The sequence below is a fragment of the Mesorhizobium sp. M0040 genome, from assembly GCF_040323505.1.
Lineage (GTDB): Bacteria > Pseudomonadota > Alphaproteobacteria > Rhizobiales > Rhizobiaceae > Mesorhizobium.
Genome location: NZ_JAMYVA010000007.1, coordinates 107,599 through 119,155 on the forward strand (window position 1 = coordinate 107,599; position 11,557 = coordinate 119,155).

The window sequence follows — 11,557 nt, forward strand, 5'->3', positions numbered from 1 at the left end:
AGCCGGGGTTGCCCACGGCTCGGCGAGTGAACCAGCGGGATACCGCGATGTCATTCAGACCATTGCTTGGTGACGGACGGGTTCGGAGCCAGGACGAGAAGTCGGAGCCCCTGCAAACCGCGTCATGGGTCAGCTCCTCGATCGTCTTCGACAACCGGCGGTGGGCGTGCCGGGAGGCGGAGCTCCGCTGGACAGCCCCTCATCATCTGATCGTGCTGACCGAAGAAGGCGGCACGTCCCATACATCCATCCGGCACGAGGCACGATCCCTTTACGACGGAATGGACCGTCCCGGAGCCCTCACCTTCGTCCCGGCAGGCGCGGAACGACAGGGCTTCTATCGCGATGTAAACCTCGCCTATTCAGCCCTGTGGATCGATCCCGATATCGGGCTTCCCGGATGCGAACGCCTGAGGAACCTGCCTATACTGGTAAACAAGAAAGACGCGGTCGTCGCCACGCTGCTGAGTTCGCTTCGTGACGAGATGGCACTCGGCCACAAGCCAGACACTGCCTATGTCGAGCATCTGGTCGCCCTCGTCAGTCTCCGCGTGGCCAACCTGAGCCGGGAGCAACCGCGGTTTGTACGTCACGGCTGTCTCAGCCGCCGGGCACTTGGTCGCGTTCGGGATTACATCGATGCCCATATGAATTCCGACATTTCGCTAAGCGAGCTGGCAGCCGCCGCGGGCATGGCCGTCGACAGTTTTGCGCGTCGCTTCAAGGCGACGACCGGCCTTGCACCCTACGCCTATGTGATCGAGGAACGGGTGCGGCGAGCGGAGGCGCTGCTGCGCGAAACGGGTTTGTCGATCGGTGTCATTGCCTTTCGGCTCGGCTTCTCAAGCCAGAGCCACTTCACCACGACCTTCCGACGTCTGAGGGGCATGACGCCTCGTGCCTATCGGGTGAATTCTTCTCCAGAATCCTGATAGTGCCGCCGGTTTCTTGAAAGAAAGCCGCCGCCCGCACTCCCACCTCCGGTGTCGTTGGGTGACAGAACCCGAGGGTTCGCTCGGGTCAAGTTGCCGTCTGCGCTTCATTGCGACTGGGAGATCATGCATGGCCAAAACGGACAACAGGAGCGGGCCGACGCGTCGGATGGTATTGGAAGGCGGTGTTGCGACCGGGGTGCTCCTGGCTACCGGACTACCGGTTGACGCCGAGCCGGCCGAGACCGTCACGGCGGCTGCGTCGTCCTCACCGCTACCGACGATGACGATGTCGTTACGGATCAACGCGAAGGATCTTGCCATCGAGCTCGACCCGCGGACGACGCTGCTCGACGCCCTGCGCAACCATCTCGGCCTCACCGGCTCGAAGAAGGGCTGCGACCACGGCCAGTGCGGCGCATGCACGGTGCTCGTCGATGGGCGCCGGATCAATTCCTGCCTGACGCTTGCCGCAATGCATCAAGGCGACGAGATCACCACGGTCGAGGGCCTTGCCGAGGGTGACCGGCTGCATCCGGTCCAGGCCGCCTTCGTCGCCCGCGACGGTTTCCAGTGCGGCTACTGTACGCCAGGCCAGATCTGCTCGGCGGTTGGCATGCTGGGCGAGGCGCGGGCCGGCTGGCCAAGCCATGCGAGCGCCGACGTGGCAGCGGCTTCCGTCGCTCTCACCGATGCCGAGATCCGCGAGCGGATGAGCGGCAACATCTGCCGTTGCGCCGCCTATCCGAACATTGTCGCTGCAATCCGCGACGCGGCAGAGGAGGCATGAGCAATGCAGTCCTTCACTTATGAACGTGCGACGAGTGCTGAGCAGGCGGCGGCCGCAGTTGCGGCCCGGCCGGACGCCAAGTTCATCAGCGGCGGCACCAACCTGCTCGACCTGATGAAGCTCGAGATCGAGCGCCCAGCGCATCTCGTCGACATCAGCCGGCTGCCGCTTGATCGGATCGAGGAGACGGCGGAAGGCGGGCTTCGGGTCGGCGCCCAGGTCCGCAATAGCAATCTCGCCGCCGACCCGCGGGTAAGGTCGCGCTACCCGATGCTCACGCAAGCGCTGCTGGCGGGAGCGTCCGGACAGATACGCAACAAGGCCTCGACCAGCGGCAATCTCCTGCAGCGCACGCGCTGCCCCTATTTCTACGACCGCAACATGCCCTGCAACAAGCGCCAGCCGGGTTCGGGCTGCGCGGCACTTCAGGGCTTCAATCGCATGCACGCCGTACTCGGCGCGAGCGAAGCCTGCATCGCGGTCCATCCTTCTGACATGGCGGTCGCCATGTCCGGGCTCGACGCCAGGATTGAGACCGTCTCGCCCGGCGGCGAGACCCGCACGATCCCGATCGGCGATTTCCATCGATTGCCCGAGGCGACGCCCCAGGTGGAGACCGTGCTCGGCCACGGCGAAATAGTCGTCGCGGTTGCCCTGCCGCCGCCGCCACCCGGCCGGCAGCTTTACCGCAAGGTGCGCGACCGTGCTTCCTACGTCTTCGCGCTGGTGTCGGTGGCAGCAATCGTCGAGAAAAGCGGCGACCGTATCCGAAGCGCTCGGATCGCTATGGGCGGCGTGGCAGCCAAGCCATGGCGCGCGACGGAGGCGGAGCGGACGCTCGCAGGAGCGGCGGCATCCGACGGCGCCTTTAGCGACGCCGCCGAAGCCGCGCTCGCCGGAGCCGTCGGGCATGGCGGCAATGATTTCAAGATCCCGCTGGCGAAACGGACGATGCGGCACACGCTCGCTGCTGCCGTCGAGAGTGCGTGAGGTGACACGATGACAGAGACGACGACCCCGAACAGCGGTTCCCAGATGCAGGCGCCGAGCAGGAGATCGATATGAAACTCACGCGACGCGCCGTTGCCGCCGCGGGTGGCGGCTTTCTCGTCTCTGCCGCCACAGCCTGGGGCGCCACATCCGATCCGGGAGCTCGTCACGGGCTCGAGGCCGCCGTCGACGCCTTCTTTGCCGGCTGGGCCTCTGGCGACTGGACGGCATTCCTTGATTGTTGCGATGAGACGATGACCTTCCAATTCCCTGTCGGCGAGCAACGAGGCCGACACGGACCACCGGAAGGCAAGCGGGCACTCGCAGCCTGGACCGCCGCGTATCAGGCGCAGGGAAACAGGATCACGAAATCGACCGTCGATCTCAAGCTCTTCGCCGCCGACTGGGTCATCGTCTGCGACCGCGGGAGCGGGACAATCGGTGGCGCGCCCTACACTGGCCTGCATGCGATCTTCATGCGAGCCGGCCCAACAGGGAGGCTGGTCGAGTTTCGCGAGTATTTCGGCGAGATCGCCGCATGAGCTCCGGCCCGCCGCGCGACGAACATGAAGGTGCGAAGAAGAGGCGTCGTCGCGGCCTCGATGCTTCCGAACTCCAGATGAAAATCTTTAGGTGACTTATGAACGAGACCATACCCGGACTGCCCGGCTCCGCCACCCATTCAAGGGTGAAACCTCGTCCCGATGCTGGCATCATCGGGAGGCCGATCGACCGCATCGACGGTCCGCTCAAAGTGACGGGCGGCGCCACATACGCTTACGAGAATGAGCTGGATGGTACAGCCTATGGCTACATTCTCGGCGCCTCCGTCGCCAAGGGCCGCATCGCCGAGATCGACACGGCCGATGCCGAACGGGCGCCGGCAGTGCTGCTCGTCATGACGCACCGCAATGCGCCGGCCCAGCTGGATTTCGGCCCAACGGTCACGCCAACGGTGCCGGAGGTCTTCACGCGCCCCCGGCCCGCGCTCAACAGCGATCGGGTACGGTATTACGACGAGCCGGTCGCGCTGGTCGTTGCGGAGACGTTCGAGGCGGCGCGCGCTGCGGGCCTCATCAGAGTACGCTACGACGAGGAGCCGGGCCTCTACGATCTACCGGGACATATCGCCGACGCCTACGCGCCAAAGCGGACCAATGCCGGCTTCGAGACCGACAGCGTGGTCGGCGACTTCGAGCGCGCCTTTGCGACGGCGCCGATCAAGATCGATTCCACTTACGGGACCCCCTTCGAACATCACAATCCGATGGAGCCGCATGCGACGCTTGCTGCCTGGTCAGGCAACGAGCTGACGATCCGTACATCGGCGCAGACCCTCGCGAACTTCCGGGCCGGGGTCGCCAGCACGCTTCGCATCCCGCTCGAGCGAGTGCGCATCGTCAGCCCCTTCATCGGCGGAGGCTTCGGTTCCAAGCTGATTGCCCATGCCGACACGATCCTGGCCGCACTTGCAGCGCAGGTGCTGCAGCGCCCCGTGAAGATCGCGCTGACGCGACAACAGATGTTCGCCAATGCCGGTCATCGCGCAGAGATGGTCCAACAGGTACGTCTCGGCGCGGACACTGACGGGCGGCTCACCGGGATCGCGCACGATGTCTGGTCGGCAACGTCCAGCTTCGAGGAGTACTGCGAACAAACGGCAGTTTTTGCGCGCTCGCTCTACGCGGCGCCGAACCGTCTCACCCGCCATCGCCTGGTTCCGCTGGACATCAACCGCGGCGAATGGATGCGCTCGCCCGGCGAAGCGCCCGGCATGCTGGCTTTCGAATGCGCCATGGATGAGCTCGCCGAGCGCGCCGGTCTGGACCCGATCGAACTCAGGATCCGCAACGAACCGGCACAGGATCCCGAGCGCGGCGTGCCGTTCTCCACCCGCAATCTCGTCGCCTGCATGGAGGAAGGCGCCCGCCGTTTCGGCTGGGAGCGGAGAAATCCGACACCGGGCCGAACTCGGGAGGGCCGCAAGCTTATCGGCCACGGCATGGCGGCGGCGATCCGTCCGAACTATATCGGCGCGGCGACGGCGCGGGTTGCGATCGACCGGGACGGTCGGGTGACGGCGCGGCTCGACATGACCGATATTGGGACCGGCACCTATACGATCCTGACCCAGATTGCCGCCGAGAGCCTCGGCCTGCCGATCTCGTCCGTCAAGGTGGAGCTCGGCGACAGCCGCTTCCCGCGTACCGCCGGCTCCGGCGGGTCCTGGGGCGCAGCAAGCGCGGGTTCGGCCTTGTATAATGCGTGCAACGTCCTCAAGAAACAGATCCTGGAGGCGGCGCAGTCGAACGAAGCCTCGCCGTTGCGCGGCGCGAACGCCACCGAGGCAAGCTTTGCCGACGGCGAGGTCAGGGTCGGCCAGCGATCGGCGAGCCTGGCCGATCTTATCCGAGGGATCTCTCCCGACGGGCTCGAAGCCGAAGGCTCCGTAGCCGCGGGCGCCACCACCCAGTCATACAAGACCCATTCGCAGCATTCCTATGGCGCGCATTTCGCAGAGGTCGCTGTCGATTGCGATACCGGTGAAATCCGCATGCGCCGGATGCTGGCTGTGATCGGCGCGGGCCGTATCCTCAACGCCAAGACCGCGCGCTCGCAAATCATCGGCGGCATGACCTGGGGGATCGGTGCAGCGCTGATGGAGCAGACGGTGCTCGACCCGCGCTACGGCCACTTCGTCAATCACGATCTTGCCGAGTATCATGTGCCGGTCAATGGCGATGTCCCCGATATGGAGGTCGCCTTCCTCGAGGAAGACGACGACAAGGCCAACCCGCTTGGCGCAAAGGGTCTCGGCGAGCTCGGCGTGTGCGGTGCGGGGGCTGCTGTCGCCAACGCCGTTTACAACGCGGCCGGCGTGCGAGTGCGTGAATTTCCCATCACCTTGGATAAGGTGCTGCCTGCCTTACCTGTGATCGCCATTTGACGCTCTCCTCCCTCGCCCTCAACGGTGACCAGGTCGAAACGGATCGCTATTTCTGCGCCATCGACGACGACGCCGGTGGTTGACAGCGCTTTCCGGCCCTTCCATACAAACGCCGTCAATGTTCTCAGGGCGGGGTGAAAGTCCCCACCGGCGGTAAGGGTCTCGGCCCAAGCCCGCGAGCGCTTTCCGGTTAGCCGGAGGGGTCAGCAGATCCGGTGTGATTCCGGAGCCGACGGTCACAGTCCGGATGGAAGAGAACGAAATGGAAGACGGTCCGCTTTCGCGGTTCGAACTCCGTATCGTGCGTCCTGATTCTGGTTCGAAACGGAAGGATGGACCCATGAATCAGCATTCCCACAACGACTATGAAACGATCCGCGTTGCCGTCATTCGCGCGCGTTGGCATGCCGATATCGTCGACCAATGCGTTGAAGCATTCGAGGCGGAACTGGCGGTTCTCGGAGAGAAACGCTTTGCCGTCGATGTCTTCGATGTGCCTGGCGCTTATGAGATTCCCCTGCATGCAAAGACGCTTGCCGTGACCGGCCGCTATGCCGCTATCCTCGGCGCCGCGTTCGTCGTCAATGGCGGCATCTACCGGCACGAGTTTGTTGCAAGCGCGGTCATCGACGGCATGATGAATGTGCAATTGTCGACTGGCGTGCCGGTGCTTTCGGCGGTGCTGACGCCGCACAACTACCATGACAGCGCGGACCATCACCGCTTCTTCTTCGAGCATTTCAAGGTCAAGGGCAAAGAGGCGGCCAGTGCCTGCGTGCAACTGCTGGCAGCACGCGAACACATCGCGGCGTGAAACCTCCACCGCCGGGTGGAAATCCCGGTAAGGCGCTGTAGTATCTCACGAAGCAGGAGGATGCCGGTGCAGACCAAGAAGATCATCAATGACGGCAATCGCTCCGTCGACGAGATGCTGGAGGGCATCCTGGCTGCGCATCCGCGCCATCTCAAAAGCGCGGAGGGAAGTCCGCGCTCGATCATCGCCCGCGACGGGCCTCGCCAGGGCAAGGTCGGCCTCGTCATCGGCGGTGGCTCCGGCCACGAGCCGACATTCCTCGGCTTCGTCGGCAAGGGGCTGGCTGACGCGGCCGCGATCGGCAATGTCTTCGCCTCGCCGCCGCCGGACCCGATCCTCGAATGCGCCAAGGCGGCCAGCGGCGGCGCCGGCGTGCTGTTCATGTATGGCAATTATGCCGGCGACGTGATGAATTTCGACATGGCCGCCGAAATGGCGGCAATGGACGACATCGAGGTGCGTACCGTGCTGACCACCGACGATGTCGCCTCGGCGCCACGCGACCAGAGGCAGAAGCGACGCGGCGTCGCCGGCAATTTCTTCATCTTCAAGGCCGCCGGTGCCGCATGCGACCAGATGCTGTCATTCGATGAATGCGAGCGTATCGCCAGGAAGGCCAACGATCACACCTTCACCATGGGCGTGGCGCTGTCGCCCTGCTCGTTGCCGCAGACCCGCCGGCCCAATTTCGAGATCGGACCGGACGAGATGGAGGTCGGCATGGGCATCCATGGCGAGCCAGGCATCGCGCGCGGAAAATTGAAAACCGCCGACGAGATCACAGACGAGATGCTGGACAATATCCTCGACGAGATGGCGCCGGTGCGCGGCGACAAGGTCGCGGTGCTGGTCGATTCGCTCGGCTCGACGCCGCTGATGGAACTCTACATCATGAACCGGCGGGTCAAGCAGAGGCTCGACGAGATCGGCCTTTCCGTCCACGCGACCTGGGTCGGCAATTACTGCACCTCTCTCGAAATGGCCGGCGCCTCGGTGACGCTGATGCATCTCGACGGCGAGTTGCAGGCGATGCTCGACCATCCTTGCGACTGCGCCATGTTCCGCGCCGGCTGAGAAAGCATCATGACCTCGATCGATTCAGTCGGCTTGAAAAGAATGTTCGATGAGATCGCGGCGGCGATCGACGCCGACAAGGACAGGCTCTGCCAACTCGACGGCGTCATCGGCGACGCCGACCATGGCATCGCCATGGCACTAGGCTTCACTGCTGCGCGCGATGCACTAGCGCAACTCGACCTCGCGGCGACCGAGCCGACGGCGCTGCTCAACACTGCGGCGAAATCCTTCCTCAACGCGGTCGGCGCCTCGTCAGGCCCGCTCTATGCGACCGCCTTCATGCGCGGTGCCGCCGCCGTCAAAGGCAAGGCAATTCTGGAGGACGCTGACATCATCGCCATGCTCCGGGCGATGGCGCAAGGCATCCAGGATCGCGGCAAGGCCGAGCTCGGCGAAAAGACCATGGTCGACGCCTGGCTGCCGGCGGCGCAAGCAGCGGGTGCCGCGCAGGAAGCCGGCAAGAGCCTGTCCGAGAGCCTGGAGGCTGCACTTGCAGCGGCCGAACGAGGTGCCGAGGCGACCAAGGACATGATCGCCGCCAAGGGCCGCTCATCGCGGCTCGGCGAGCGCTCGCTCGGGCATATGGACCCCGGCGCCGCATCGGCCGTGACGATCATCAGAGCGATGTGGAACAGTCTGGCTTAACCCCGCTTCGCCGCGTCGAGCCTGTCGATCGCCTGGACATTGCCGGCCGATGGTCCCTTCTCATCGAATTCCGATGCAAGCCATGCATCGACGATCGACTTGGCCAGTTCCGGGCCGATGACGCGGGCGCCCATGGTGATGATCTGGGCGTTGTTGGATTTTGCCGCGCGCTCGGCCGAATAGGTGTCGTGGGTGAGTGCGGCGCGAATGCCGGGCACCTTGTTGGCGGATATGGATACGCCGATGCCGGTGCCGCAAAACAGGATGCCGCGATCGTTTTCGCCGTCCAGGATGGTCTGCGCGAGCTTCTGTGACAGGTCGGCATAGTAGCCCGACTGGCTGAGGTCGCTAACCGTGAGGCCGGGCTTGGTAGCGAGGTGAGCGGCAATGACGTCGAGCAGCGGCTTGCCGGCGCTATCAGCTCCAATGGCAATTTTCATGTTCCGTTTCCTTCCTGTTTGATGATTCAGATCGCCGCCGAGGCGCGCTTGAGGATGTCGACATAGCCGTCCGCCTGCCAGGCCGAGCGGCCGATGAACAAGCCGTCGATGTTGGGCTGGCCGACCAGTTCGGCGGCATTTTGCGGATTGACGCTGCCGCCATAAAGCACCGGCGGCACCATCGGCAGCAGGTCGCGTGCGATTTTCTTGATTAGCGCCTGCTGCCTGTCGGCATAGTCCGAACTGGCCGGCACGCCCTTGTCGCCGATCGCCCAGACGGGCTCATAGGCAAACAGGATCGTCGCCGCCTTCGCCGCGCCTTCGAGAAACTGCAGCGCGCCGTGCACCTGCAAGGCCAGCACCGCAGCGGCCTGCCCGCTGTCGCGTTGAGCCAAGGTCTCGCCGACGCAGATGAGTGGCACGAGACCGTGCTTCACCGCCGCCGCAGTCTTCAGCCCGACAGCCTTGTCGGTCTCGCCGAAATGCTCGCGCCGTTCGCTGTGGCCGAGCTCGACCATGTCGAGCCCGCAGTCTTTCAGCATGACCGGCGAGATCTCGCCGGTCCAGGCGCCGGCGTCGGCCCAATGCATGTTCTGCGCGCCGACCTTGATGCGCGTCGGCGACAGCGCTTTCCTGACCTCGCGGATCGCCGTGAAGGGCGGGATGACGAAAGGCTGGATGCGCTCGTCGAAACCGGGGACGAACTCCGCCAGCGCCTCGGCGAAAGCCATCGCCTCGGCGAGCGTCTTGTTCATTTTCCAGCTGGTGCCGACCCAATAAACCATGCGTGCCCTCCTATTCTGCGATCACTGTCAGCGAAACGCCGGCACCATCCAGCGCGGCGCGCATCTGCGGCTGCGGCTCGCGGCCGGTGAAGACCGTGTCAAAGGCCTTGAGATCTGTCAGGAAGTGCAAGGCAGTGCGGCCGAATTTCCCATGATCGACCAGCAGATATTTGCGCGCTGCTGCGGCCATCATCAGCCGTTTGGTCTGGACCACTTCCTGATCCTGGTGAAAGGCAGAGGCACCATGGATGGCCGATGACGACAGGAACGCGACATCGGCGCGCAATGATTTCAGCGTGTCCTCGGCGAGCAGGCCGAAGAAGCCGTGAAACTTCTTGTTGTATTGGCCGCCGAGCGCAATCAGGTTGATGCCGGCAACGCCCGCCAAATCCTGGATGACAGCCAGATTGTTCGAGATCACCGTCAGCGGACGCAGATCGGCAAGATGCCGAGCAACGCCGCCCGCGGTTGAGCCGTCGTCGATGATCACCGTCTGACCCGGTTCGATCATCGTCACGGCAGCGGCGGCGATGCGCTTCTTCTCGTCGCCGGCCAGCCGCTGGCGGTAGCGGAAATCGCTCTCGAAAAGGCTGCTCGGCTGGATCGAGGCGCCGCCGCGCACCTTGCGCAGGAAGCCGCTTTCCTCGAGCTCGTCGAGGTCGCGGTGGACAGTCATCTTTGACACGCCGAAGCGTGAGGCAAGATCGTCGACACTGGCGGTGCCGATGTCCATCAGAAAATCCATGATGCCTTGCCGACGGCCGTCGCTCTTCATTTCCGCGGCTTCCTCGTGCAATCCGGTTCCGAGATATAACAGCAAACGTCGCACAAGCCACCAAATTTTTGTGATAATGTTATATCTCTATGGGATATCATGACGCTTCTGGTCGCGTCCTGTAACAAGAATTGCTGCCGGCCGAGCGCCTAGCGGTTGCGGTGCCGCGGAAATCCGGCCAGAAGCATCAGGGGCTCGACGACAACCGAACGGCCCGCAAACACTGGCTCGAAACCGGATACGGGAGACTACTGAGTGGCTCGCATCACACTGAGACAATTGCTCGATCATGCCGCCGAATACGGCTACGGCGTGCCTGCCTTCAACATGAACAATATGGAACAGGGCCTCGCCATCATGGAGGCAGCCGAGGAGACCAAATCGCCGGTTATCCTGCAGGCGAGCCGCGGCGCGCGAGCCTACGCCAACGACGTGGTGCTGGCCAAGCTGATCGACGCGCTGGTCGAAATCCATCCCGATATCCCGGTCTGCATGCATCTCGACCATGGCAACAACGAAGCCACTTGCGTCACGGCGATCCAGCACGGCTTCACTTCGGTGATGATGGACGGATCGCTGAGGGAAGACGGCAAGACGCCGGCCGACTACGCCTATAATTCCGGCATCACCCGCCGCGTCGTCGACATGGCGCATTGGGGCGGCGTCGCGGTGGAAGGCGAGATCGGCGTCCTTGGATCGCTTGAGATGGGCGGCGGCGAGCAGGAAGACGGCCATGGCGTCGAGGGCGTCATCAGCCACGACCAGCTGCTGACCGACCCGGTGCAGGCCGAACAATTCGTGCGCGACACCCGTGTCGATGCGCTGGCCGTCGCCATGGGCACCAGCCACGGCGCCTACAAGTTCAGCCGCAAGCCGGACGGCGCTGTACTGGCCATGAACGTCATCGAGGAAATCCACCGCCGTCTGCCGAGCATGCATCTCGTCATGCACGGCTCGTCCTCGGTGCCGGAGGAGTTGCAGGAGATCATCAACAAATATGGCGGCCAGATGAAGCCGACATGGGGCGTGCCGGTCGAAGAGATCCAGCGCGGCATCAAGCACGGGGTGCGCAAGATCAATATCGATACCGACAACCGCATGGCGCTGACCGGCGCAATCCGCAAGGTGCTGACCGAGAACCCGAGCGAATTCGATCCGCGCAAATATCTGACGCCGGCAATGGCCGCGATGCGGAAGCTGTGCAAGGAGCGCTTCGAGCAATTCGGCACCGCCGGCAACGCACCGAAGATCAAGCCGCTGCCGCTGTCGGAAATGGCCAAGCGCTACAAGTCCGGAAGCCTCGATCCGAAATTTGGCTGACGTATTCCGGTTCTGAGCAGGAGCTGCCTCAGCTCCTGCTCA

At 64.0% G+C, this 11,557-nt stretch carries 12 protein-coding genes and 1 riboswitch; of the genes, 9 read left to right on the top strand and 3 right to left on the bottom strand.

Annotated features, from left to right (window positions below; genetic code table 11):
• Nucleotides 1-47 precede the first annotated feature (47 nt).
• The 8 genes from NKJ91_RS08905 (at nt 48) to dhaL (ending at nt 8,195) form a co-directional block, all read left to right on the top strand.
• A complete protein-coding gene (locus NKJ91_RS08905) occupies nt 48-932 on the top strand; it encodes a helix-turn-helix domain-containing protein (protein WP_352455229.1) in 885 nt (294 codons plus the stop codon).
• 130 nt (nt 933-1,062) lie between these two features.
• Nucleotides 1,063-1,722 (top strand): 2Fe-2S iron-sulfur cluster-binding protein, encoded by a 660-nt coding sequence (locus NKJ91_RS08910; protein ID WP_023676008.1) that lies wholly within the window; start codon nt 1,063-1,065, stop codon nt 1,720-1,722.
• A 3-nt stretch (nt 1,723-1,725) separates the two neighbouring features.
• Entirely contained in the window at nt 1,726-2,712 is a 987-nt protein-coding gene (locus NKJ91_RS08915) for an FAD binding domain-containing protein (RefSeq protein WP_352455230.1), read from the top strand.
• A gap of 71 nt (nt 2,713-2,783) precedes the next feature.
• A complete protein-coding gene (locus tag NKJ91_RS08920; RefSeq protein ID WP_352455232.1) occupies nt 2,784-3,254 on the top strand; it encodes a nuclear transport factor 2 family protein in 471 nt (156 codons plus the stop codon).
• A gap of 98 nt (nt 3,255-3,352) precedes the next feature.
• Nucleotides 3,353-5,659 (top strand): xanthine dehydrogenase family protein molybdopterin-binding subunit, encoded by a 2,307-nt coding sequence (locus NKJ91_RS08925; RefSeq protein WP_352455233.1) that lies wholly within the window; start codon nt 3,353-3,355, stop codon nt 5,657-5,659.
• A 116-nt stretch (nt 5,660-5,775) separates the two neighbouring features.
• Nucleotides 5,776-5,922, top strand: a riboswitch (FMN riboswitch).
• A 77-nt stretch (nt 5,923-5,999) separates the two neighbouring features.
• Nucleotides 6,000-6,473 (top strand): 6,7-dimethyl-8-ribityllumazine synthase, encoded by a 474-nt coding sequence (locus NKJ91_RS08930; protein WP_023676012.1) that lies wholly within the window; start codon nt 6,000-6,002, stop codon nt 6,471-6,473.
• Between the two features lie 66 nt (nt 6,474-6,539).
• Nucleotides 6,540-7,547 (top strand): dihydroxyacetone kinase subunit DhaK, encoded by a 1,008-nt coding sequence (locus tag NKJ91_RS08935; RefSeq protein WP_352455234.1) that lies wholly within the window; start codon nt 6,540-6,542, stop codon nt 7,545-7,547.
• A 9-nt stretch (nt 7,548-7,556) separates the two neighbouring features.
• Nucleotides 7,557-8,195 (top strand): dihydroxyacetone kinase subunit DhaL, encoded by a 639-nt coding sequence (gene dhaL, locus NKJ91_RS08940; protein ID WP_352455235.1) that lies wholly within the window; start codon nt 7,557-7,559, stop codon nt 8,193-8,195.
• Here dhaL and derI read toward each other — a convergent pair.
• The 3 genes from derI to NKJ91_RS08955 are packed head-to-tail and all read right to left on the bottom strand — an operon-like array spanning nt 8,192 to nt 10,195.
• Entirely contained in the window at nt 8,192-8,635 is a 444-nt protein-coding gene (derI, locus tag NKJ91_RS08945; protein WP_023676015.1) for a D-erythrulose-4-phosphate isomerase, read from the bottom strand. The two genes, dhaL and derI, sit on opposite strands and share 4 nt — an antisense overlap.
• A gap of 26 nt (nt 8,636-8,661) precedes the next feature.
• Nucleotides 8,662-9,420, bottom strand: a complete 759-nt coding sequence (locus NKJ91_RS08950; RefSeq protein ID WP_352455236.1) for a triose-phosphate isomerase — start codon at nt 9,418-9,420, stop codon at nt 8,662-8,664.
• A gap of 10 nt (nt 9,421-9,430) precedes the next feature.
• On the bottom strand, nt 9,431-10,195 hold the full coding sequence (locus tag NKJ91_RS08955) for a DeoR/GlpR family DNA-binding transcription regulator (protein ID WP_023676017.1): 765 nt from the start codon (nt 10,193-10,195) through the stop codon (nt 9,431-9,433).
• Between the two features lie 255 nt (nt 10,196-10,450).
• Between NKJ91_RS08955 and fba the strand changes: the two genes are divergently transcribed.
• On the top strand, nt 10,451-11,515 hold the full coding sequence (fba, locus tag NKJ91_RS08960) for a class II fructose-bisphosphate aldolase (RefSeq protein ID WP_352455237.1): 1,065 nt from the start codon (nt 10,451-10,453) through the stop codon (nt 11,513-11,515).
• The last annotated feature ends 42 nt before the right edge of the window (nt 11,516-11,557 follow it).